We start from the raw sequence: 25512 nt of genomic DNA on the forward strand, positions 1-25512 counted from the left end.
TCATGTTAAAAGCTGTGTATTAGTAAAATATTCTCATTTAATTTATAATTATCTAATTATATCCATTGATTTTTTTTAATATACATTTATTAATATACATTTGATAGTAAAAATTCCATTACATAATAATTTAAATTATATAAAGGCGATTTTAAATTTTTAAATTACAAAGGAGGACTTATTTTGATTACTTTAACTTTTAATACTATACAAACTTTAACCTTATCTATGCTATTCTTTTTAATTGGTAATCTGTTAAAGAATAAGATTAAATTTTTAAATAACTTCTGTATACCTGCACCAGTAATAGGAGGTCTATTATTTTGTTTTTTAAATTTATTTCTTAAATACTTTCATATAGCAGACATCTCTGTAAGTGGAAACTTAATGCCAAATTTCATAACTTTCTTTTTTACAACTATTGGACTTGAAATAAGCATAAACCTTATAAAAAAAGGTGGTAGTGTATTATTTAGATATTGGATTTTATGTGGAATATTAGCATTTTGTCAAAATATCATAGCCATATCAATATCAAAAATTATAAAACTTGAACCACTTTTAGGACTTATGTGCGGTAATGTATCTATGGAAGGTGGTCATGGTTACTCGGCTGCATTTGGGCTTACAATAGAAAGTCTTGGTATAAATGGTGCAGTTGGAGTTGGCTTATCGGCTGCAACAATAGGTCTTATTATAGGCGGGATATTGGGATGCCCTGTTGCTAGATTTCTAATAGAAAAGTATAAATTGCAACCTTCAACAAAAGCAGATTTATCAAGCCTTAAATATAAAAAAGATTCAATGAGAGTAATGAATAAATTTTTTAGAAACAGGAATAAAATAATCCAAAATAACTCGTCCCAAAAGATAACTCCTACTATATTTTTGGAGCAAGTTCTTCTTATATTTATTTGTATAAATACAGGAGAAATTATAAGCAGAATATTTTATATGACATGTAACATTCTTTTACCTTCTGTTGTGACTTGTATGTTTTCAGCAGTTATTTTTAGAAATTTAAATGACAAAATAAATATACTGGAGTTAAATTTTAAACTTATAGAGTTTCTAAAAGAACTTTCATTAGGAATTTTTCTAACATTATCACTTATGAATATAGATTTATTTGAATTATCAACATTATTGCCTCCAATTCTTCTAATAGTAACTTTTCAAGTAATCTTTATAATTTTATTTTCAATCTTTATTTGTTTTAAGATACTTGGAAAAGATTTTGATTCTGCCATCATAATAAGTGGCTTAATTGGACATGGAATAGGTGCTACTCCAAATGCTTTAGCCAATATGAGCTCTTTAACACAAAAATACGGAGATTCTCCAAAAGCGTTTTTGGTTGTTCCCTTAGTAAGTGGTTTTTTACTAGATGCCATTAGTATCCCTTGTATACTATTTTTTATAAACATACTAAGCTAGTATGTTTATTTTTTGTTATATATTGACAATTTAGCTTTTTTATTATATATTATAAGTATAGAATTTGATAATGATTTTCATTAGGAGGTGTTAATAATGACTGTTTACAACTTAAAACTTGGACAAAAGGGAATTATAGATAATATAGCTGGGAATGAAAAACTTATGAAGAGACTTCTTGCTTTAGGATTAATAGATGGCACTGAAGTTGAAGTAAAAAAAATAGCCCCTCTTAATGATCCTATAGTGATTAGATTTAGAGGATTTGATTTAGCTATTAGAAAATCTGATGCAAAAAATATAAATTTAAAAAATAATTAATATAAAATAAAAATAAAAAAAGAGATTTTAAAATCTCTTTTTTTATTTGCATTAAAAACATTTGCATTAAAACCACAAGTAACCTTAAGAGGATAGTCACTAATATTTATATTTGGTATAAAATTTAAAATAGAAATTCATAAATAGTAGTTATAAAGCTATATGTAAATTTACATAAATATAGTATATTTATGCAATTATTACTTAAGAAAATAATCTCTTCTCTGTTTTTATGTAATTATTTGTTGATATTTCAACATTTTAAAATAAAAGCCAAAAACTTATGTCAGTAAAATGTTTTATCCACAATTTTCTTAAAAGTTTCTCACATTTTATCCACAAGAAAAAGATAGCTACTATTAAATACAAAAAAAGACGTTTTCTAGATGGTATTGTATTTTTATCCATTATACAACAATACCTTTACACAGTATTATATCTAGAGGCTGTTTTCCTAAGTGGAAACAGTTTTATTCTTTTTTGCATAGATAAATCGAACTACTGTGAAAGTCGCTCCCAACAGAACGATTGCTGCCAAAGTGGCATACACCCAGTGCAGACCATACAGAAACACATCTGGACGTCCTTGTACATAATTAGTAACTGGATATCCGATTTTTGCACTCATGCGGTTGTATAACATCGAAGTGCTAAGCGTAACGCCTATGGACATCCCCATGTATCTCATAAGACCAGCAAGGCTACCAGCAAGCCCCAACTCACTATTTAAAACACTGCCCATGACCAAAGAATTGTTGGGTGACTGGAAAAGTCCTGCTCCAAGCGCAATTACAAATAGGAAACATACAAGTATGGCGATAGGGGTAAACTTAGTCAAAAAGACAATCAGAAGCATACCTGTGGCATTGAAAAACAGGCCTAACATAGTTGGCAACTCGCATCCAATACGGTCGGACAGGATACCACTAAGTGGACCCACAACTGCGATAACAACAGGAGTTACTGTTAACAGTATCCCCGCGAGCCCTGGACCGAAAGCTCGTACATCCTGCAAATAAAATGGCAGGAGAATGTTGTGGGCACCAATCGCTATAAAAATAGTGAGCATGGTAATCAGATTAATTATGAACATTTTATTACGGAAAATCCTCAAAGGGATAAGAGGATCCTTGGTACAACGCTCCACAATGAAAAATAGAGTAAGCAACAAAACGCCCACCCCCAGCATGAGCATCAGCGACCATGTTACACCGTTTTGCAACAACGTGATAGGAATGAAAATCAACACGATGGACATAGTCATCAGCAGTGCCCCTTTGATGTCCATCCGACCTGAGTACGCCAGCTTTCTGCGTGGCAAGGTCTTTAGCCCAACTATCAGTGAAACAAACCCAATAGGAATGTTGATGATAAAGATAAAAGGCCATGGTAGTATGCTCAGAATCAATCCACCAATCGTTGGTCCAGCCATACTACCCAGCGCCACAAAAGTGGCTACAAATCCCAGCGCCTTGCCACGTTCCTCTGCAGGAAAGGACTCAGTGATAATCCCTTGATTGGTCGCCAACGCAGCCGCACCGCCCAGTCCCTGCAAAGCACGCATCATAATCAAGAATGGCAATGAATGGGTAATACTGCAAAGCAGCGAGCTTATGGTGAACAATAGCACACCAAACTGAAATATAGGGACTTTTCCCATTGTATCACCCAATCGTCCGAAAATCAGAATAGTAGCACAAGTGACAATAAGATAGATGCTGGCCACCCATTCGACACTGCTCATAGTCACATTCATCTGCGACATCATAACTGGTAATGCGATATTGACAATACTTGTATCAAGTGTAGTCATGAAAGTCATGATTACAACGGTGAACAGAATTCCCCATTTGTGATTGGTATGTTGTTTTTCTTCTGACATAGAAATCTCCATTCCGCCACTAACACTTGTGGCACAAAAAATAATAAAAATGGCGTGCGTCTTCCACCATATTATGTAATAGTTTTAAGTGAGAAGTTATACTACAAAACACAGGAAAGTCCAAGCACAAATAAGTGATACTTAAAGTCTGCACACTAAGAATTCCAGATAGGTATGCTAGCTTTATCTAGGCTACTATGAAAATCAATAGTAACTTTTACATCCATACAATTATACTTTATGACTTCATGCTGTTCTATATTATCAGATTGTCCAACCCACTCCTAGATCCTTGATATCTACTTTCCCACTGTATCGATAAGAATGTCGTATTCAATCAGCATACAGTACATATTTTTATGGAAGATATACATTTTTGTTTGGAGTCTCATAAGAGGTTTGGATTTTGATAGCGCAAACACATGATAATTTTTTATGAACTGTAATTTCAGGCGTTCATAGTATATCTGATCGTCTGGAATTATTTTTCAACTTAATTACATAACTTTCATTTCAGATATATCACTCCCTGTATTACACTTAAATTTAATACTACTACTTTAACTCCAAAGACTCAGTACAGGCGGTTGGTTATACATTACCTGATAGGATTTCATTCTACTGTATTGCTATCAGCTTGCCAAAGCTTCATAGAATTACTTTCGCTCATTTTCCATTTCTCACTAATATTTTTATTATATCACAGTTCATTTTAATTTTCTGCATAGCAAATATAAATATATTCACACAATAATCTATCTAAAGAGTGTCGAGTAACACTTTTGATGTTTATTCCAAAAAAATAAGCACCCTTTTTTATAAGGGTACTAGTGTATATTAATAATCTTATTTAATACAATTATAACATGCCTTATGTTTTAGTATGATAATTTTCGTTCTTTTTATTGTTACAGATTATTCTATCGCTTTATGTGTTTTGTTAATATTTGTAATATTTTAGATACTCTTTATACTCGTTATACTTTTATTAGGAAAATTAATCTAATTATAAGTTGATGATTATATCATAAAGGAGGTATCTACTATGAATTTTGGTAATATCTATCTTATACTTATTGGAGTAGGAATTATAATAGTAACTACAATAATATATTTGATTAAACCTAAAACTAGTTTTTACAGTGAAAAATATTTTAATAAACTAGAATCAACATATGGAAATATAGATAGAAAAAGAACGGTTAAGCTAGAAGTACTTTATCCCTATGTAATAGATCTTGAATATATAGCAATAGGTTTATTAATAAGAAGATTAGATATTACAATATTAGCAATAATATTAGTAGTTATTATAACAGTGGTATTATATTATTTAATTAGAAAGAAATATATAACTGTATGAAAACTAATATAGTTAATGATTAAAACAAAAAGAAGGTAACAACTAATTCTAGTTGCTACCTTCTAATCTATCTATTAATAAAATCTAATACCTTATAAATAGTCTCAAACCTATCAGTTCTCTTTATCATAGTATAATTTTCTTTAGTTAAAAAAATAATTTAAGAGATATAGAATATATGATTCAAGACATATAAACGCAAGTTTGCTTTTATTAGGAGACACTAACATTAAAGTTGTTTCAGAAAAATTATGTTATAAATATATACAAATAACTATGAATAGATACTCTCATGTGCTTGAAGAAATGGATAAAAAAGCATCTGATAATTTAAGTAAAATATTATTCAAATAAACAAAACTGACTGTCAACTAATTGTCAGTTAAACTTAAAAAAATAGGTTTTGTCAGTTCAATGTCAGTCAGTTAGTTTATAATAATTTATTTTAAACATCGCTAAAACTACGTGTTTTAACACTTATTTATGTTTGTTTATACATATTTGTTATTCCTTAAGAGTATAAAATACTAATTAATATTTCAACAAGTTGATTTTCTAGATACACTATATAGGTCTATTAAATTTTACTTTTAAATTTTTATCGTCTTGAACAAGACTATAAGTATTGTCCCATTGTTCTTCTTCATTGCTTTTTTCAAAAATATCATATGGTGTTTTTGCATTTTTATTATTAGAATTTTCTTCTTTTCTATCTAATGTACTATTCTTCACTTCAGAAACAGTATTTTGTCCTCCCTCTGACTCTTGTGCTTTCTTTTCTTTTAATTCTTGAATTTTACTTTCGATTTCTTTTATTTCTTTTTTTAAATTTTCTATTTTTGACTTAGCCATTTCATTATCAATACTTTTATCGTTTTTAACTTTCTCCAATTCTTCTTGCAATACTTTTTTTTGCTGTTCTAAACTTTGTATTTCACTTTGGTTATTACCTGAACTGTCTATATTAGACATCCTTGGTGTCTGACCACTTATACTTTCAATTTTCATTTTAGTAACCTCCTATTTCTATATGTTAAATTTTTCATTTATATATACTTTTATTTACATATATAATATTGGTTACAAATTCTATTTTCAAGTTAATTGTTCTGAAATGTCAGTATAGTGTAATGAAATAATTAGTAATATATTTATTTGAAAATAATCTGATGTATTCTCTATACTTATAGCTCCCTGGTATTTCTTAGCAACCTCTCTTATATTTGAAATTCCGATACCTGAACCACTTGTGTAATTATTTGCTGCATTATAACTATTCCTTATTTCTATCATAAAAAATCCACCATCTAGTTTAGTTGATAGCTTTAAATATCTATTTCGTTTATCTACAAATTTACAAGCTTTAATTGCATTGTCAATAGCATTGGCAAATACTATACAGAGGTCAACATCATTTATACTAGTATTACTTGGTATAATTACGTCACAATCCACCTGTATTCCTAATTGTTTTGCTATGCTTAATTTATTGTTGAAAAGGGCATCAATTACAACATTTCCTGTATTACAAGAAAATGATAGGTCACTGGTTATTTTTTCGAGTTTATTTAAGTACTCTTGTGCTTTTAAAATTTCGCCTTTTTTTAGCAATCCATTTACAATAGCTAAATGATTATTAAAATCATGCCTAAAAGACATCGTTTGTGACAATCGAGATTTTGCTTCTTCAATGTAATTTTTTTGAGAATGAATTTGTTGGTTTAAAATAGCCTTATTTTTCTCTTCTTTTAAATATTGCATCAATTTCTTAAACTCAAATAAAGAGAAAAAAACACATATAATTCCAATTGAAGAAAAAAGGAAAGCTTGAATTTCTTTAGTAAGAGATGTATTCATTAATAATTTTACAGTTTGAAGTTTTGTATCGATATTTATCGTTGAACTTGAATAACCAGTATGCTCAAATGATTGCCAAAATAATATTATGAGTAACAATGGCATTATCAAAATTATTGAATATCTATCAAATTTTACAGTTTTAATATTAAATTTTTTAGCACTATACAAATATATAAATCCAACTATTATAATCGTAATAAAAAATGAAATCTCTGTATTTATAACAAATTTATAAATATTTATATCTGTATTATTTATAAATAGTAAGTAATTAAATGGAGCTATAAATCCATATGCTAACTGCTCAATTATATATACTAATAGAGATAATACTATAGATAAAACTGTAGATTTTTTTATTACATACTTTACAAACAAAAAAGTCAGTAGAAAAAATATAAGCTGTGAATAAAATAAATTATATAAATTAAAATATGTATTTATACTAATTGACAAAACTGATACTAACAAGTATAAAATACAGTCCCCAAATTTCGACTTAGTATTTGTAAAACTAATTAGAAAGTAATATTGCAATACTGCCATTAGACTTCTATCTACTGCAAAAACGAACAAAATACTATATTCTAATAATACATTAGAAGAAGATAAATTAGCCATGCTATCTCCTCCTATTTTTCATATTTTCAAGCATAGCTTCAGAAAATTCTTGTTGACGTAACCTAGAAACAGGTATCATATCTCCATTTTCCATAACTACATTACCATTTTCATAGCTATATACAGCTTGTAAATTAATTATATAACTACGATGACATCTAAAAAAATTTATTGGTAAACTTCTTTCTAGACTATCAATAGTTTCATAATAATCAATAATTTCTTTTTTTAAATGGATATAAATCTTTCTTTTTATAACTTCACAATATAAAATATCTGCTATTTTTAACCTCCAATATGAGTGCCCTTTTTGTATTGTTATATAATTTTTTTCATTACTATCCAGCTTTATAATTATTCTATCCATTGTCTTAGATAGTTTTTCATTAGATAATGGTTTGAGCAAATAATTTATAGCATCTACTTCAAAAGCATCATATACAAATTCCTTTAAAACTGTCACAAAAATTATAAAACAATCATTATCATATGACCTTAGTTTTTTAGCTGCTTGCATTCCATTAATACCTTCCATCTGTATATCTAAAAAGATAATATCAAATAATTCATGATTATATAATAGAGTCTCAGCTTTATCAAAAAGCTCTATATTATATAATAAATTATTTCTATTCATATATAGCTCTATATTTTCTTTTAAATCATTTAGCATATATGATTCATCATCACAAATAGCAATTGAAATCAATATGTAACACCTTCTTTCTCATATTATTTTATTATATAAAGTTAACTTCTTTCTTTCAATTAATCTGTTCTAGTATGCTTAATATATGTTCCAAAGTGAATAACTTTACGTTTCATAGTATATCTAATTTAAATTTATGTATCAATACTCTAAATTTAATTTTCCATTCTAGTAAATTTAAAAACACACAAATATATTTAATATTTTTAAATTACTTAATAAAAAAAGATATCATAAAATAATTTTTAAAAACTATTTCATGACATCTATTTTAATTTAAGTGTTGTGCTATATTTTTATTATTCAAATACTGTTTGGTCTTCTACATCTTCTTTTAATGAATTTAAGGCTTTTAAAACTATGTTCTTTCTAATTTTTTTACTTTCTTCTTCTCCTAGCTTTGGATTCCCAAGTGGGTATGGTATACCTACTGCTGGAACAATTCTATTTGCTCCTATTGTAAGTGATATTGGTACTACAGTACAAACATGGACAACTGCTATACCTGCTCTTTCAATCTCTTTTACCATCGTTGCTCCACAACGAGTACAAGTGCCTCATGTAGATGTTAAAATTACAGCCTCTACTTTATCTTCTACCAATTTTTTAGAAAATTCTTCTCCAAATCTCTTAGAATTACCCACACTTGTTCCAGTACCTGTAGTAGTTATAAAGTAATTTGCCAACTCTCCAATCACACCATCTTTTTCAAATTCTCTAACCACATCTAATGGCACAACTAAGTTTGGATTTTCAAGTACATATGCTCTATCATAACCTCCATGTATAGTTGTAAAATCTTTATTTGACATAGAATTCATACCTGTTAAATCATAAATACCATACTTAGTAGCACTTGAAGATTCGATTTTATCTGGATTATCAGTTGGAACTATACCCCCAGAAGTTACTAATGCAAGTTTTATTTTAGATAAGTCTTTGATAGCCTTTACAGGTGTAACTCTATCGAATTCTGGCATTGGATATTCAGTTTCAAATTGTTCTCCATTCATTTTCTTAACCAACATTTCAATTGCTCTTTCAGAACCTCTAAATTCATGGAAGAAATTTTTTCTTATTCCCCTCATTATATATCCTTCTACTTCGGGAGGTCCTACTTCTTCACCCTTAACTAATTTAATCCCTAGTCTTGACATTATTGGAACTACCTTTCTAAGACTAGCTGCTGAATTTCCTGTAGCTATTATGTGTAAATCTAGTTTAAACATATCTACACCTGGATTTTCTTTATACATTCCTGTAACTACAGGAATATTTAATTCTTCTTCAACAGCTTTACAAATAGTTCCACAGGCTACTCCATATCTCCCTGCATTAAATGCTGGCCCTGCAATAAATAAATCAGGTTTTTCTTCTTTTATCATTTTTAAAAGTTCTCTAGTAGCATTTTCAATATTTTCTCCAAAATATGTGTCTCCACAAATTACAGTTGAAACTATCTCTGCTTCATCTTTGAATTGACTTTGAAATGCCATTCCAGGTCCTACTACTCCCTTTCTTTTTTCTGGTGGAATATCTGCTTTTTCTTCTCCTCCTATACCAGCAAAGAAATTATTTATATAGTGAACAACTCTGATTTTACTCATATCTTAATCCTCCAAATCACTTTATAGTTATTACATCAATTAAGTTAATAATGGTATTAACAATAACCTATACTCAAATATTTATTTAATAATATCTTGCTGTCAAATGATTGTAACCATTTGCTATAGTTGATGCTATTATAATCTGCAATTCTGCATCCATACTTCCATCATCATTTAAGCATCCTTTATATCCACCAATCATCATTTCAACATAATCCAAAGTTCCTATAACTTTTTTCATAGCAGGAAAATGGACTACTAAGTTTCCCTGACCACAAGAAACAAGTGCATCTGCCTCTTTAGTAGCATCTGCTATAGATTGACTCTTTCCATCTTTTCCAGGAAACTCATCAGTTATTAAAACTACACTTGCTCCAACTTCACTACATTTTCTACAATTCATCATAAGGTCAGTGTCTGGATTTCCGTATCCTTCTTCTGTTATTAATACTCCATCAACCCCTAAAAATTCTACTAACTTTGCAACCATATCAGAACTTCTTTCTTTGTCAACTAAAAATACATTTTCATTAGTTAAAATTACACCTATAAAATTTAAGTCTTTTCCATGTCTTTTATATAAGTCATGTATAACTGGATTATTTAAATGGTGGAAAGTAGTCACTTTATCACATGGTGCAACACAATTACCAGATATTATGGCTCCATCCATTATTTCAGTTGGATACATAAATGTTGGAACTATTTGTTTAGCATCAACTCCATAATAATAAGTATCATGTAAAAGTCCCTGTGATTGCAACATATGAACATATGCTACTGTTGGTAGGTCTGGATATTCTTTCACTTGTTTTAATAGTGGTTTTGTTTCATATACTATTATTTCATCTGGTTCAATTTCCTTGCCTGCTTCTCCTATATAGGCGCCTATCTTTAACCCAACTATTCTAGCTGCTTCTTCATAATCATGAGTTTCTATTCCCTCTTTTGCTTTTATAACAATACATACATTATTTGTTTTTGAAAAAGGTGTATATTTAGCAGTAGGACCACTCATATCAATTACACCTTCCTGAAACCCGACTATATTTCCACAAGTTATAACACAAGCTCCTGAAAGGATATGAGTTCTTCCACTTCCTACAGTCTTTACTTTGTTAATAATTCCAGGAAATATTTTGCTTTCATCTCCAATTTTAACTCTAGGTTCTATAACATCTTTAACTGGTGCTATTCTTATTGATTCACCAGGTCTTGCAAGTTCAACATTTACACTTACAATTCTTTCATCTTCTAAAGCTATCTGTTCTATTTCTTTACCATTCACGTATAATATGCCATCTTTTACTTCTGTTTTCTCGCCAAATTCAACGTTTTTTATAAATATATTCCCTAGCTCTAACTTCATATGAAAATCCCCCTTAATACATTTAATCGCAATTAAAAATATCTATTATTACGTTTATTTATATACAAAGCATTTTATATGCCAATTATTTAAAATATAGCTTTTTTATGTTAATGCTATAGATATTTTCATTTTTTACTTATATAAACATTGAATTTACCTATAATTATTGTAAGTCTTAAATTTAAAAATTATAATAAAAAAAATAAGTAGAATTTTTCTACTTATCTTTTAATAATTGTGAGAAATTTTTTGCTCAGTATATGAGAAGTTTTTTTCTCACTTAATATTGTACTCTGATATTTTATTAGTTAATTGTCTTCTGCTAATCTCCAATTTTTTTGCTGTATTTGAAATATTATTTCCACATAGAGATAGAACCTTTTCAATATATTCACACTCAAATTCTTTTCTTATTTCTCTTAGAGGTCTAATACTTATTTTATCATCTATGTTTATATTATTTGATATTAAGTTTAAATTATCTTTTGATAACTTACTTCCTTCACTTAAAACTACTAATCTATTGATTATATTTTTTAATTCTCTTATATTACCTGGATAATCATAATTTATTAAAAAATCAACTACTTCTTTATCAATTGAGGATATTTTTTTATCATGTTCAATCTGGTATTTATTTAAGAAAAAGTCTATAAGTGTATTTAAATCTTCTCTTCTATTTCTTAAAGGTGGTATAGTTATTGTTATTGTACTTATTCTATAAAAAAAATCTTCTCTTATATTACCATTTAGTATTTCTATTTTAGGTTCTTTATTCATTGCACAAATTAATCTAAAATCAACTTTAATAGACTTGTTGCTTCCTATTCTCTCTATAGATTTATCTTCAAGTGTCCTTAACAATTTTACTTGTACATTTAGAGGTATATCTCCTATTTCATCTAAAAATAAAGTGCCCTTATTTGAAAGTTCAAATCTGCCTTTTCTATTATCTACTGCTCCAGTAAAAGAACCTTTTTCATGTCCAAATAACTCAGATTCTAATAAGTTTTCAGAAAAAGAACAACAGTTTACAGGTACAAATATTTCATCTCTTCTTGGACTTAGACTATGTATATATCTAGCTAAAACATCTTTTCCTACACCAGATTCTCCAAGAATTAGTATATTTACATCTTTACAAGCAGCCTTTTCTGCGATTTTTATTATATTATTAAAATCCTTATTTTTAGATTCTAAAGTAAAGTCCAAATTATTTTTTTGTGTACAAACTACTTCTTTTTCTATTTTTACTTTCTCAATTTCTTCTAATAAAGTTTCAATAGGATTGCTTTTTATAAAATAAGATAAAGCTCCTCTTTTCATGGCTTCAACTGCATTTTCAATACTTCCATATCCAGTAACTAATATAACTTCTATATTTTTATTAATAGATTTAATTTTATCTAAAAGTTGTACTCCATCCATGTTTTTCATCATAACATCAGACAAAATCAAATCATAATTTTTATTTTTTTTGATAATACTCACAGCTTCTTCTCCACTTAGTGCTATATCTACCACATATCCATTCTTTTGCAAAATTTTTTTCATTATTGTTCCATACTCTAATTCATCATCAACTACTAGTATCTTCATCATATAGTCACCTCTTTATTTAGTGGAATTTTTATATAAAAACAAGTACCAACTCCCAATTGACTTTTGACACTTATATCTCCGTTATTCTTTTTAATCTCATTATATGTAATATACAATCCTAATCCAGTTCCTTCACCAATCGGCTTTGTAGTATAAAAAGGATTAAATATATCCTTTAAAACGTTTTCTTTTATACCATCACCATTGTCTTTAAAATCTATAAATAAACAGCGCTCTTTCACATAGCAATTTATAATAATTTTACCACCTTTATGTACTGCATCTACTGAATTAGATATTAAATTTATAAATACATGTTTTAAAGACTCTCCATTTATGTAACACACTAAATCCTTATTGCAGTTTATATTTATTTCAACATCTTTTAACTGTAAAACTTTATACTGAAGCTTGACTATATTTTCAATAAAATTTCTCATATTTATATTTTCTAAACTATCATCTGATATTCTTGCAAAATTTAATAAGTTCGTTATTATATTACTTGCTCTATCTACATTACTTTCTATTGATTTTACACAATCATTTACCTCTTCTATAGTAACATTATCTTTTAAAAGATAACAATTATTTCTTATTATTCCTAGAGGGTTTCTTATCTCATGTGCTACTCCAGAAGCTAGTTGCCCTATAGATATCATTTTATTATCTCTCAACAACTTTGCTTCTATTATTTTATCATTAGTTATGTCTTTAATTAAAGCTACTATATATTCAACATTATTTTTTTTATATTCTACAGGGAAAGTACTTATTTTCAAAATTTTATTACTCAGTTCTATTTCACTTGTTTCATGTGTATTTTCAGAAAATGTATTCTCAATAATATTTTTTATTATATCAATTAATTCTTCTTTTTTATATTGTGTCTCATTGATAAAATCATAGAATACTTTATTTGATTCAACTATATTGTAATTGTCATCTATAAGCATTATTATGTCTGTGATACTATTAAATGTAGCCTCTAAAGCCTTCTTATTTTCTATTACTTCTTCTGTTTTCCTTTTTATTTCTATTTTTAATAAATATGTATAACTATAAAAAATATAAATAGATATCAAAATTATGCCTATAAAAATATAAATGATTGGTATGACTCCTCTATCATATAATACATCATCAACTTCATTATATATAGAATACCATTTTTTATTTAAATCTTTATATACACCATTTTTCTGAAGTTTAAAAATTCCCTTATTTAAAATACCAACTAATTCTTCATATTGTTTAGGAACAGCGAGAACTGCCTTTTTGGTATAAATAGGAGTATTTAAAATACTATATTTATCTGAAAGTTCATAGTTTATTACATAGTATTGTAGTACTGGTTCATCACCAACAACTACATCTACTTTACCTGACATTAAATAATTGACTCCAGTCTTTATATCTGGAGTCAACACAATATCTATATTATCAACTCTTTGTTTCAAAAAGTTTATAGAATAGTCACCCTCTGGTATTGCTATTGTTTTTCCTTTTAAATCTCTATAACTATTTATATTCTGTGATTTTTTATCTTTCAATATATTTGCGCTTAACGTATAAATTGGGTCAGTAAATACAAACTTATTTGCTCTTTCTTTTGATGGAATTAAGTCAAAAAATCTTATACTATCATCCACTGGATTTACAAAGGATTCTTTCCACCATGTATTTGGTTTAAAATAGAAATCTCTCCCTATTTGGATTGATAGCGAATTAATTAAATCAACAACAATTCCTTTGTATTGACCATCTTCTTGACCTTTATATCTAAGAGGAGGAGAGCTCTGGTCAGAACTATAAACTAAATTTTCATGTTTTTTTAGCCATTGTTTTTCCTCTTCTGTAAATGGAAGTGATTTCTTAACATATTCAAATATATTCAAATTATACTCCATACCTACATACATATTTGCGAGTAAAACTACAACTAAAAATGAATAAATAATCCCTATAATTACTATCTTTTTTTTATTCACCTTAAAACTCCAATCTTTCTTTTTTATATAAATTCAATATTTAATAACAAAATCCTACTTTTTTCATTAAATATTTATATTTATTATAAGATTAATTGTATAGATGTTGAAACTATAGTCATTACTATTCCTATTAGTGCTTCATACGGAATCAATTTAAATCTTTCACCTATATCCATATTTATACTACCTGCACTAGTATGAAATAATGAACCATGTGGTAATTGTTCAAATACACTAGAACCTGCATTAACAATTGATGCCCCTGAAATTGGTGATAATCCACCACTTACTATAGCATCAGAAAAAGTTGACGATGCTATAGTAGCTCCAGCTGTTGATGATGCTGTTGCCAGTGACATAAGTATACCTGAAATTGGTGCTAATAAAAATTGTGGCATATTTAAATATTGTAGTATACCTATTGTACTCTGTTGTAATTCAGACATTTGTATAATATCTGCAATAGTCCCTGTTCCGAGTAATAATATGCATACACCTTGCATCTTAGATAATCCAAAAGATAAATACTCTCTTGTATTCTTCAAATTTCCTGTAGCTATTAAGGTCGCTACTCCTCCTATAGGAAGTGCAACCATAGGGTCTATTACTATAGGTGATATATTTCCTAAAAACAATAAAAATATAGCTACAATTGGACCACATAATGACTTAAACAAACTTGGTAAGCCCTCTCTTTGCTCCAAGAGTTCATATGATTCTACCTTGTTTCCTTTATTTATTAATAAACTTGCCAAAACAACTGTAATCACAATACCAACAATTGCTGGAATTACGTTTGCTATCATAACACTAGATAGATTTACAGAAAAATTTCCTGCTATCGCAATGGTATTTGGATTTGGTGATATTATATTACCTGCTTTACCTCCACCTAACATAGCTAAAAGTATTGCTAATTTAGAGTAGTTTAATTTTCTTCCTATGTATAAGCCTATTGGTGCTACAGTTATTACAGATACATCCAAATTTACACCTACTCCTGCAAGTACCATTGTTGAAGCAGCTATAGAAAGTAAGGCTCTCTTTTCTCCTAATATCTTTACGATTTGTTCTGATATTTTATCAACTGCTCCTGTTTTTATTAGACTTCCAGCCAATACACCTGATGCTAAAGCTCTAAGAATTGATGGTGAGATATTCATAGCTCCAGTTGCCATAAAATCTACAGTTTCTGTTATACTCGCTCCTCCAATTATTCCCCCAACAAATGCCCCTAACATTAAACTATATACAGCTTGAAATTTCTTTATAATTAAAATAATTGCTACTAATAAGCCAAATATAGCTCCAAAAGTTGTTATTTGCACACTATTCCCTCCTATCTTAAAGTAAGTTAATTCTTTTTTACTTAATTTAATTTTATTTAAATATATTTTAAGTATTCTGTATCCACTTGTCAATTATATTTTAATTTATTCAATTAGATTTAACATTATTTATTCAAAATTATATCTTATATGTTATAATGATTTCATACTATATAATCTTTTTATTTAGGTTATTTTAAAGTAATATTTTTAAAACGAAAAAGAGAGGATATTTATATGAATGATTTAAATTTAGGAGAAAAAATAGCTGAAGTTCGAAAAAAACAAAATCTAAGTATTCGAGATTTAGCAAAACTAGCAGATGTTACACCATCATTATTGAGTCAAATAGAACGAGGTCTTGCTAATCCATCTGTAAACTCATTAAAATCTATAGCCTCTTCTCTAAATGTTCCTCTATTTACATTTTTTGTATCTGAAGTAGATAAAAAAAGTTTAATAGTGAGACGCGATAGTAGAAAGAAAGTTATTTTACCTGGAAGTAATGATGTTGTATATGAAGTTTTAATTCCAGATTCTAGTGGTAACTTAGAATTTGCTATTATGGATTTGGCTCCAAATACATCTTCTTGTGTTGATAGAATTACTCATAATGGAGATGAAATTGCATACATTTTAGAAGGAGAAGTCAAACTATTTATGGATGATGATGAATTTACTCTATTCAAAGGTGATAGTGTTAAGATTCCTCTAGGAACAAAGCACAAATGGCAAAATGATTCTAATAGTGAAAGTAAAGTAGTTTTTGCAGTTATACTATAAAGGGTATACCTTATGAAGAGATATAAATTTATATTTTTTGATGCAGATGATACTTTATTTGATTTTAAAAAGAGTGAATCTTATGCTTTCAAGAAACTTTTATCTAAATTTGGATTGGATTTTAACTTTGAAAAATGTATAAAAATATATAGAAATATAAGTGATAAGCTTTGGCTTGACCTTGAAAAAAACACTATAACTTTAGATGAGCTTAAGCTACTTAGATTTGAACTTTTTGCAAAGGAAATGAAATTAAATGTTGACCCTATAATTCTTAGTAAAATGTACTTAAATCTTTTGTCAGAATGTACTTTTTTAATGCCAGGTACACTTGATGTATTGCCATACCTTAAAAGTAAATATAAAATTATCATAATAACAAACGGAATTTCTAAAGTCCAAAATAATAGGCTTAAAAACTCAGAAATAAAAAAATATATTGATGGAATGATTGTATCAGAAGAAGTAAAAGTATCAAAACCAAATCCAGAAATATTTAAATATGCATTTAAAAAGTTTAAGTGTTATGATAAAACTTCGGCTTTGATGATTGGTGATAGTTTAACTTCAGATATATTAGGAGGAATAAATTCAGGAATAGATACTTGTTGGTTAAACTCCAATAACAGTATAAATTATACTAGTTCTATACCAACTTATGAAATAAACACTCTCATTGAATTAAAAAATTTATTATAATTTATAAGTAGAATCTTATTATTTTGCAATAATTTTTTTAGCTAGCGTATCTTTAAGCTAAAAAAATTATTGCAACTTGCCAATATCAACTTTAATCTTGTAAAAATTTCTAAAAACACTTTCTAATACATTTACTGCATCTTGATTCAGTATTTTCCTTATCACCCATTAATATGAGCATCGCGACACTTTTTATAGGAGCCAATTGATGATAATCATTGATTTTTATTTCCAAATTATTGTATTTATTTTTTATATATTCATAAATGTCTTTTTGATTTTCAACTTTAAAATCTTTATCTCCTGGATATATCTCGTATGATATATTGAGATTACTATAGGTTTCCTTTAAATACATTTTTATTTTTTCATTAATGTAATCTAAACATACTACACCTATTTTGTCTAGTGCTAGACCTGCCATCATATTACAATTTTTCATGTAGTCGTTCATCTTAATATCAATTTTATCTCCTATAGTATATAAAATAGCAAATGCCTTTTTACACTCTTTAGGCATTTTATCAGTATCAATTTCACTTATATAAACTTTAATATTCAATATGCTTTTTATACTTTTTATTTCTTCTTCAACTATTTCATTAATCATTTCTGGAACTTTTCTATTAGAATATCCCAAAAACTTTAGCACTGTATCTTTATTTATATAAATATTTTCTAAATCTATAAATTCTAAATAAGGCATATTTTTACTGTTATTCCAACTCATTCATATCAATCCTATCTAATTCTTTATAACTAATTCTGCCTGCTTTTATGGCTGCTTGTAAATTTTCTACTGGTGTTGTATTTAAACAGTTACAACCAAAATCGCATAGGAAATTATCATACTTTCTCATCTTTTTTAACAACTTTAGTGTTTCCTTTGTGATTTTATCAGGTGTAGAACGTCCAAGAAGTTTTATTGGGTCTAAATTTCCAATTAAAACTATATCTTTTGGAATTCTTGGTGCAATCTCTTCATAGTCTAGAATTTGGTCTAAACTTACTGCATCTATATTGCAACTCAACATATTATCTAACAACTCTCTTGTGTCTCCACATATATGCATACCTTTCCAACAATCAAGTTCATCATATATCTTATTTAAATTTTTTACTATATATTCATCAAATCTAGCTTTGTTTAAAGTTACTGATGTTGGCTCTGCTATTGAAATATATTTTGCACCTGCTTTATTTGCAGCCACAGCATATCGCCTTACTAACTCAGTAGTGAATTCTAATAACTCCTCCACAAATTTTTTATCAGTTATTATACACCTTAAAAGTTGTGTAGCCCCAGCTAATTGACCTGCAAGAGTAAATGGACCTTGTATTGATTCATACAATGGTTTTTTTATGGTTTTTGATATTAGTGACAAGCTTTCTAGATTGAGTGGCATACGTCCACTTGTATAAGGGTCTGGTACATCTAATTTTCTTAACTTTTCACTATCTGTTATTGTATGTGTCAATACACTTGGAAAATCGTAATCTGGTCTTAGTGTCTCTAAGCCCAGAGTCTCACAAAATGTAATTCCATCACAAAATGAATATATAAAATCTGATTCAAAATATTTGTCCATAGTTCTTGCTAATTCCAATTGTAAATCTACACTATCATATACTTCATATGCTTTTTTATTTATTAAAAACAAACCATTTGTACCCATATCAGGCAGGAAAAATCCTCTATCTTCACTATTTATATATTGCAATAAAGTCATATCTGAAAACATTCTAAATTTCTCCTCCTATAAGTTTGTCTATTAATTTAACTGCTTTTGGAGCATTTGGACTATATCCATCTGCACCTATCTCTTCTGCAAAATCCATACTTACAGGACCTCCACCAATTATTACCTTTGGCCTTTTACTTAAATTAAGTCTATTAAGCTTATTTATTACTGATTTCATGTTTTCCATTGTCGTTGTCATCATTGAAGATAAACCTATTATATCTACATTGTTTTTTATAGCTTCTTCTATTATATCTTCGCTTTTTCTATTTACACCTAAATCAATTACTTTATATCCAGTAGCTTCAACCATTACTTTTACAATATTTTTTCCAATCTCGTGGGTGTCACCTTCTACTACAGACATTAAAATTACTCCCTTTGATTTTTTCTTTATCTTTCCAGTGCCCTTTAAGATGCTAATACCTTTGTTTAATGCATCTGTACATACTATCACTTCTGAAAGATAGTATTCTTTATTCTCAAACTTATCTAAAGCACCTATCATACCCTTGTTTAACCCATATTCATATATATCCTCTACATTAATATTTTCCTCTATAGCGTCTTTTACCAACTCTTCTATATTATTTACACCCATATTTAATATACATTCTGCTATTTTTTCAAGTATGTCCATATAATACTCATCCTTTCAAATTCCTTCATAAAAGTACTTTTCCAACACTCATTGAACTAATCTTCCATACCAAATAACTTTATACTCAAGTTACTTGATGTAGGTAATCTCTTCTTTGATTAGCTAATTGAATCAACTTCTTTAAGCCATCTCTAAGAACATTTCTTTTAAATCTTAGGCAAAAAGTATAATAATTATTGGTAGTTTAAATTTGCAGTCCATGGAAAATCTATAGGAAATACTTTTGTAGTAAATTCATATATTTTTTTTAAATGTTTAAATTCATTGTATTGTTCTTCATTTCTTTCGAAAAATAGCTTGTTAAGTTTATCTAAACTTTCTATCATAAGCTCCTCTTCCTTATATTTGATGATATATTTATTTTCAACTTGTTTAAACTCAATATGCTCTAATAGTTCAGAATCTACATATTGATCAAAATAACCTTTTAAATTATCACATAATTTACTGTAATTTATTATTTTAATTGTTCCTTGTTGATAATCTAAAGACTTTAGTTCATTACATCCTAATTGGTCCTTTAGATTTCTTACATGTACCTTATAGTCTAAATACTCTAAACCAAATTTATTCGTAACATATTTTAATATATTTTCAACATTTATATTATTCACTCCTATTTCAACTACTTCTCCTATAATAGAACCTTCTTTTTTTATTGTTCTTATTATTAAATATCCTATTATATTACTATTTTCTTTTATAAATACTTTCTTATAATCAATTGGCCCCCAAGCAATAGTAGCTGCATGTAATAATTTTTTAAATTCATCTCTCGTTCTTATAAATCTAGTACTATTTTGATTATATAATTCAATCATTTTATCTAAATCAGCATCTTTTTCAAAATTAGTTTCATCAAATTCAACTATTTCATATGGTATTTCAATATTTTCTGGCTTTATTGTATATTTATAGAAACTCTTCACTACACTACAGTTTCTTCTACTATATAAACTTCTTGTCCCTGAAATAATTAAAACATCTACACCATCAGAAAACATTTTTTCTTCTGCTTTATCTAGTATTTTAGATGAATATCCCTTCTTCTCATAATCTGGATGTGTGCATACTCCACCTATAGCTGCAACCTTTAGTTTATTTCCTTGAATAGATACATCTTGTACCAAATAGTTTACATCTGAAACTACTTTTTCATTTTCTGATATTATAATCATATTTTCTATGTTATCTTTATTCAATAAAAGGGGAAACTCTTCCACCATAGTTGGCTTATAGTTTCTTGATATTCTAAACACATAGTTTATTAATCCTGTTACTTTATCAAACTCTTCTACTTTTGCACTTCTTGGTTTTATTTCCATCTATATACCTCCTGATGTTATTTAAAATATTTCAATGCTATCATTTTTAGTAAAATATTTATTACCACATTTTTAAATTTATCACTACATTTCTAATTATATCTTTTTTCTTCATGATTTTTAATTGTTTTTCAACAAACTTCTATAAAAAATATATATAATTCCCAGTTATACTTATAAAATGACCATTTATGTATAATATATTGAAATATTTCCTATATGTTTATATGATTAAACTCTATAGGTCAATTGAAACAAACATTTTATTGAGAAGGTTATATTTTTTTATTACCTTCTTTTTTTTATAATAAATTACTATTTGATTAATAGAAAATATTCTAAGTTCCTTTTAAATAATGACTTTATTGTTTAATTGTACTAAAATAGTATATGTAGGTTACAAATAATCTAATAAATACTAAACATTGGAGGTAATAGATATGGCAGATTGTAATTCATGTCCATCAAAGGGAAATTGTAATAGTCAATCAAATTGTTCTATTGAAAATAACCCTAACAATAAATTCGGAAAAATAATTGGTGTTATGAGTGGGAAAGGTGGAGTTGGTAAATCGACTGTAACTGCTTTACTTGCTAATAAACTAAATAAAATGGGATATAAAGTTGGTATATTAGACTCTGATATAACAGGACCAAGTATTCCTAGACTTATGGGTCTAAAAAATGTAAAAGCTTATTCTGATGGTTCTTATATTTATCCTGTAGAAAATTCAAATAACATAAAAGTAATGTCTATAAATCTTATGATAGATGATGAAAATGAACCTGTTGTTTGGAGAGGACCTCTAGTTGGAGGAGTTGTAAAACAATTTTATACTGATGTACTTTGGGAAGAACTAGACTATTTACTTATAGACATGCCCCCAGGCACTGGAGATGTTGCATTAACAGTTATGCAATCTATACCTATAAGTGGAATAGTTATGGTTTCAGTTCCTCAAGATTTGGTATCTATGATTGTATCAAAAGCTGTTAATATGGCTAAAAAAATGAACATAAATGTTCTTGGAGTTATTGAAAATATGAGTTATATTCAATGTCCTGATTGTTCTAAAAAAATCAAACTATTTGATGGTGACTCTACTGAAAAGTTTTTAAATGATTTAGATTTAAAACTTCTAGGTGAACTTCCTATGACTAAAGAAATCATAGATATTACTCATAATGGTGTTACAGACATTAGTAATGATTTAGACTCAATATTAACTGATATTGTTGAAAATATCAAATAGATATAAATTAAAATTTTATAGTTTTACACTCTAATACTAAAAGAGGTGTGTATTTATTTTGTAATATTACAAATAAAATACACACCTCTTTTACATCTATCTATGTTTTAAATACACAAAATATTCTTCTATTATATCTCCATTTTTCACTTTTACTAAGTATTCATTATAGTGAGCATTGTATGGCTGTGTCATTTTACACTCTACTACATTTTCTATATCTTCCAATTCTAAGAGTTCTACATCTTTTAAAAATTTTCTTTCTAAAAGCTCCATTAGTCTTTCCATAACCTATTCCCCCACTTCTCCAACATAATTAAAATAAAGCAAGTAAATTATCTATTTATAAAATTTACTTATTTATATTATATCCCATATCTTACAAATCCTAACAGAATTCATAAATTATTGTGAGAAAATATGTATTAACCTTTTAATAAATCTATCTTATAGTGATATATTAAGTATTCTTTCAATTATGTAAAGCACTCCTCTTAATCCAATAAATGGTGTATATGGATATATATTTACACTTTTTAGGTTTGGATTACTTATCTGTATATCTAACTTTGAATTGTGACTCATATCAATACTAGTACCATCTCCAAATAAAACCAATAACTCATTTTCTTTTAAATATTTATTTCTTTCTAACTCATTATTTCCAATATATACAGATTCGTCATTACAATCTGTATTATGCAATATATTAACTCTATCAACTTCAAGACCTAATTCATTCAATAAATCTTTAAATCCTAAAGCAGTGTCATAATCTCCAAATACAGCACATTTTTTGCTTTCCTTATAAAAATAAAACTTCCTTTTTATATTAAATACTTGTCTTTTTATGTTAGATACTTCAGCTTCATAAGCACTTTTATCCAAATCCCACATAGTTACTTTTTGTATGTCTTTAATAAATTCTTCAGTATTTTTTATTCCATAAGGCTTTTTATACACATAAGGTATATTGTACTTATCCTTCATAAAAGTTGCTGCTTTAATACCTTCTTTCCTAAGTACTATATTTAAACTAGATTTAGATGCATTTTCTATTTCATCTATTGATGTGTATGATGTAAAGGTTACATTTACTTCTTTTTTGAAAAAAGTCTTTATCATCCTTTTAATTTCTTCACAATCTGATAAAAAGTTATATTGGTCTATATTACATCCAATTATATTAAAACTATCAATTTTTTCATTGCTCTCTTTTACTACATCCTTTGCTAATATATAAAGAAAATCTTCAACTCCTTGATTATAATCTTCTCTTAATCCACCTGTTGTAATTGGGATTAACTTACAGTTTACAGAATCACTTATGATATTGCAGATTCCTACTATATCCACACCTATAATAGAAGATACAGATGAAGCCATTACAAATATATATTTTGGGTTAATATTATTATCTATTTCAATTATAGCCTTTTCTAATCTATCATAATTTCCAAACGTAACATCACTTTCACTCATATGAGTTGAATAAATCTTTGCTTTGTCTTCTCCATTTAAACTTCCAATTGCTTCTATCGCATAGTGAGTTGTTCCTGATGGGCCAAATTCTATGACACAGGCTTCACTTATTGATGATACTGTAAATATTATTCCCATTCTATCAGAAGGATTTGGAAAATATTTATATACTTCCATATTAAATCACTTCCTTTCTTGTAACTTTCTCCACATCAAACAATTTAATTAAAGTTTCCATTATGCCTATTGGAAGCTCAAACCCTATTTTTTGTGCATGTTCGTCTAACGTTATTTGCATAAGTCCTTTTTCTTTTAATAACATTGGATTTTCATGGCCTATATAAATATCTGCATTTATAGTATCATACAAACTTCTAAGTGGAGCTATATTCGCAATTCTGCTTATATATGGATTGTGTCCTTTTTTTATTATGTTGTCTTTAAATAAACCATCTTGTTCATATAGTTCACGCACTTGTATAAATTCTGGCACTAACCCTAATTCTGTTAAGAAATCCACTGTTTCAAACGCCATCATTGGTGTATTCCCATAAATTAGCTTTTTACCTTCCATTAGAAGTCTACATTTATTCAATAACAAATTATATTTTTGTCTTTGTTCTAATAATTCATCTTGTACATCTATATCTAAAATGTTACAAAGTTTATTATAGTTTTCCATTATAATTGACTCTTTCATGTTTTTATCAAAATATATGTATTCTATTCCAAATTTATTTTTCATATCTTCAGCTAAATCCAATGCTATCATGTCTGTTACTATATTTAATTTAGCACTAGATGCACTTTTTATATCTCTTATAGTACATTTAGATGGTATTACACAATTTATTTTTACGCCTTCTTTAAAAAGTAACTTTACAAGCTCTGTATCTTCTACATTCTCTTGTCTATGCCCTAAAATATTAACACCTTTTTTATTTGTATGATTCTCCATAACTGATGATAAACTCTTTAAAGCTCTAGTCATTCCAATTATATGAGAATTACAAGTATAATGTTCGGTATTAACTGCTAAAACAGGGATACCTATCAGTTCTTCCAATTCCTCAGATAAAGCATTATAATCCTCACCTATTAACTCTGGTACACATGTAGTTACTATCATTATTGCATCAAACTTTTCAACTTCTGAAATATACTTTACAGCTTCTATTACTTTTTTTTCTGCACCAAAAACTATATCTTTATCTTTTAGAACTACTGAATAAACACTATCTTGACCAGACTGTCTATGATATGCAAAGTTTTTACTATAATAAGTACATTCATTTGTTCCTACTATCACAAGAGCCATGTTTTTTATATATGATGCAGTTAATACAACTCCAAACAATGGACAATGAGTCCCTGGAAACACAGCATATGATAAAGATTTTATATCTTTATCATATGCTATATCTTTTAATCTATTTAATACATTTAAAGTATACATATTTTTTCCTTT

23 protein-coding genes are annotated in these 25512 nt (G+C 27.7%); 6 read left to right on the plus strand and 17 right to left on the minus strand.

What is annotated here, in order from left to right; genetic code table 11:
- Nucleotides 1-183: 183 nt before the first annotated feature.
- On the plus strand, nucleotides 184-1437 hold the full coding sequence (locus JJC01_11440) for a sodium:glutamate symporter (protein ID UDN56794.1): 1254 nt from the start codon (nucleotides 184-186) through the stop codon (nucleotides 1435-1437).
- A 96-nt stretch (nucleotides 1438-1533) separates the two neighbouring features.
- A complete protein-coding gene (locus JJC01_11445; protein ID UDN56795.1) occupies nucleotides 1534-1758 on the plus strand; it encodes a ferrous iron transport protein A in 225 nt (74 codons plus the stop codon).
- Between the two features lie 454 nt (nucleotides 1759-2212).
- Here the strand turns inward: JJC01_11445 and JJC01_11450 are convergent, their stop codons facing one another.
- Both JJC01_11450 and JJC01_11455 read right to left on the minus strand, forming a co-directional pair.
- Nucleotides 2213-3640, minus strand: coding sequence for an MFS transporter (locus JJC01_11450; protein ID UDN56796.1), 1428 nt, complete (start codon nucleotides 3638-3640; stop codon nucleotides 2213-2215).
- Nucleotides 3641-3659: 19 nt separating this feature from the next.
- Nucleotides 3660-3752: a CbtB-domain containing protein gene (locus tag JJC01_11455; GenBank protein UDN56797.1), complete on the minus strand. Its 93-nt coding sequence runs from the start codon at nucleotides 3750-3752 to the stop codon at nucleotides 3660-3662.
- A gap of 933 nt (nucleotides 3753-4685) precedes the next feature.
- Here JJC01_11455 and JJC01_11460 point away from each other — a divergent pair.
- On the plus strand, nucleotides 4686-5003 hold the full coding sequence (locus JJC01_11460) for a hypothetical protein (protein UDN56798.1): 318 nt from the start codon (nucleotides 4686-4688) through the stop codon (nucleotides 5001-5003).
- A 564-nt stretch (nucleotides 5004-5567) separates the two neighbouring features.
- Here the strand turns inward: JJC01_11460 and JJC01_11465 are convergent.
- From JJC01_11465 to JJC01_11500, 8 genes are all read right to left on the minus strand, one after another.
- Nucleotides 5568-6011, minus strand: a complete 444-nt coding sequence (locus tag JJC01_11465) for a FlxA-like family protein (protein UDN56799.1) — start codon at nucleotides 6009-6011, stop codon at nucleotides 5568-5570.
- A gap of 87 nt (nucleotides 6012-6098) precedes the next feature.
- The gene (locus JJC01_11470; GenBank protein UDN56800.1) at nucleotides 6099-7484 is read right to left on the minus strand and encodes a GHKL domain-containing protein; all 1386 of its coding nucleotides are present in this window, start codon (nucleotides 7482-7484) and stop codon (nucleotides 6099-6101) included.
- A gap of 1 nt (nucleotide 7485) precedes the next feature.
- Complete coding sequence (locus JJC01_11475) at nucleotides 7486-8193, minus strand: response regulator transcription factor (protein ID UDN56801.1); 708 nt, start codon at nucleotides 8191-8193, stop codon at nucleotides 7486-7488.
- Between the two features lie 299 nt (nucleotides 8194-8492).
- Nucleotides 8493-9800 (minus strand): glycine reductase complex selenoprotein B, encoded by a 1308-nt coding sequence (gene grdB, locus JJC01_11480; protein ID UDN56802.1) that lies wholly within the window; start codon nucleotides 9798-9800, stop codon nucleotides 8493-8495.
- Between the two features lie 85 nt (nucleotides 9801-9885).
- Entirely contained in the window at nucleotides 9886-11172 is a 1287-nt protein-coding gene (locus JJC01_11485) for a glycine/sarcosine/betaine reductase component B subunit (GenBank protein UDN56803.1), read from the minus strand.
- A gap of 279 nt (nucleotides 11173-11451) precedes the next feature.
- The gene (locus tag JJC01_11490; protein ID UDN60171.1) at nucleotides 11452-12774 is read right to left on the minus strand and encodes a sigma-54-dependent Fis family transcriptional regulator; all 1323 of its coding nucleotides are present in this window, start codon (nucleotides 12772-12774) and stop codon (nucleotides 11452-11454) included.
- On the minus strand, nucleotides 12774-14768 hold the full coding sequence (locus JJC01_11495; protein UDN56804.1) for a transporter substrate-binding domain-containing protein: 1995 nt from the start codon (nucleotides 14766-14768) through the stop codon (nucleotides 12774-12776). Before JJC01_11495 ends, JJC01_11490 begins: the two co-directional genes overlap by 1 nt.
- Before the next feature lie 83 nt (nucleotides 14769-14851).
- Nucleotides 14852-16099 (minus strand): GntP family permease, encoded by a 1248-nt coding sequence (locus tag JJC01_11500; GenBank protein ID UDN56805.1) that lies wholly within the window; start codon nucleotides 16097-16099, stop codon nucleotides 14852-14854.
- A 237-nt stretch (nucleotides 16100-16336) separates the two neighbouring features.
- Between JJC01_11500 and JJC01_11505 the strand changes: the two genes are divergently transcribed.
- Nucleotides 16337-16882, plus strand: coding sequence for a helix-turn-helix domain-containing protein (locus tag JJC01_11505; protein ID UDN56806.1), 546 nt, complete (start codon nucleotides 16337-16339; stop codon nucleotides 16880-16882).
- A 12-nt stretch (nucleotides 16883-16894) separates the two neighbouring features.
- Entirely contained in the window at nucleotides 16895-17581 is a 687-nt protein-coding gene (locus JJC01_11510) for a YjjG family noncanonical pyrimidine nucleotidase (GenBank protein UDN56807.1), read from the plus strand.
- A 109-nt stretch (nucleotides 17582-17690) separates the two neighbouring features.
- Here JJC01_11510 and JJC01_11515 read toward each other — a convergent pair whose 3' ends face one another.
- The 4 genes from JJC01_11515 to JJC01_11530 all read right to left on the minus strand — a co-directional run bounded on the left by JJC01_11515 (nucleotide 17691) and on the right by JJC01_11530 (nucleotide 21309).
- Nucleotides 17691-18311, minus strand: coding sequence for a hypothetical protein (locus JJC01_11515; protein ID UDN56808.1), 621 nt, complete (start codon nucleotides 18309-18311; stop codon nucleotides 17691-17693).
- Complete coding sequence (locus JJC01_11520) at nucleotides 18298-19323, minus strand: methyltransferase (GenBank protein ID UDN56809.1); 1026 nt, start codon at nucleotides 19321-19323, stop codon at nucleotides 18298-18300. The genes JJC01_11515 and JJC01_11520 overlap by 14 nt, the downstream gene beginning before the upstream one ends.
- 1 nt (nucleotide 19324) lies before the next feature.
- Complete coding sequence (locus JJC01_11525; GenBank protein UDN56810.1) at nucleotides 19325-19963, minus strand: cobalamin-dependent protein; 639 nt, start codon at nucleotides 19961-19963, stop codon at nucleotides 19325-19327.
- Between the two features lie 194 nt (nucleotides 19964-20157).
- Nucleotides 20158-21309, minus strand: a complete 1152-nt coding sequence (locus JJC01_11530) for a GNAT family N-acetyltransferase (GenBank protein UDN56811.1) — start codon at nucleotides 21307-21309, stop codon at nucleotides 20158-20160.
- 440 nt (nucleotides 21310-21749) lie between these two features.
- Here JJC01_11530 and JJC01_11535 point away from each other — a divergent pair, with 440 nt between their 5' ends.
- On the plus strand, nucleotides 21750-22562 hold the full coding sequence (locus JJC01_11535; GenBank protein ID UDN56812.1) for an Mrp/NBP35 family ATP-binding protein: 813 nt from the start codon (nucleotides 21750-21752) through the stop codon (nucleotides 22560-22562).
- Between the two features lie 96 nt (nucleotides 22563-22658).
- Here JJC01_11535 and JJC01_11540 read toward each other — a convergent pair whose 3' ends face one another.
- The 3 genes from JJC01_11540 to JJC01_11550 form a co-directional block, all read right to left on the minus strand.
- Complete coding sequence (locus JJC01_11540; protein UDN56813.1) at nucleotides 22659-22850, minus strand: hypothetical protein; 192 nt, start codon at nucleotides 22848-22850, stop codon at nucleotides 22659-22661.
- Between the two features lie 159 nt (nucleotides 22851-23009).
- Nucleotides 23010-24221: a nitrogenase component 1 gene (locus JJC01_11545; protein UDN56814.1), complete on the minus strand. Its 1212-nt coding sequence runs from the start codon at nucleotides 24219-24221 to the stop codon at nucleotides 23010-23012.
- A 1-nt stretch (nucleotide 24222) separates the two neighbouring features.
- Nucleotides 24223-25500 (minus strand): oxalate:formate antiporter, encoded by a 1278-nt coding sequence (locus tag JJC01_11550; protein ID UDN56815.1) that lies wholly within the window; start codon nucleotides 25498-25500, stop codon nucleotides 24223-24225.
- Nucleotides 25501-25512: the final 12 nt, after the last annotated feature.

Origin of the sequence: Clostridioides sp. ES-S-0010-02 (genome assembly GCA_020641055.1) — a bacterium.
Taxonomy (GTDB): domain Bacteria; phylum Bacillota; class Clostridia; order Peptostreptococcales; family Peptostreptococcaceae; genus Clostridioides.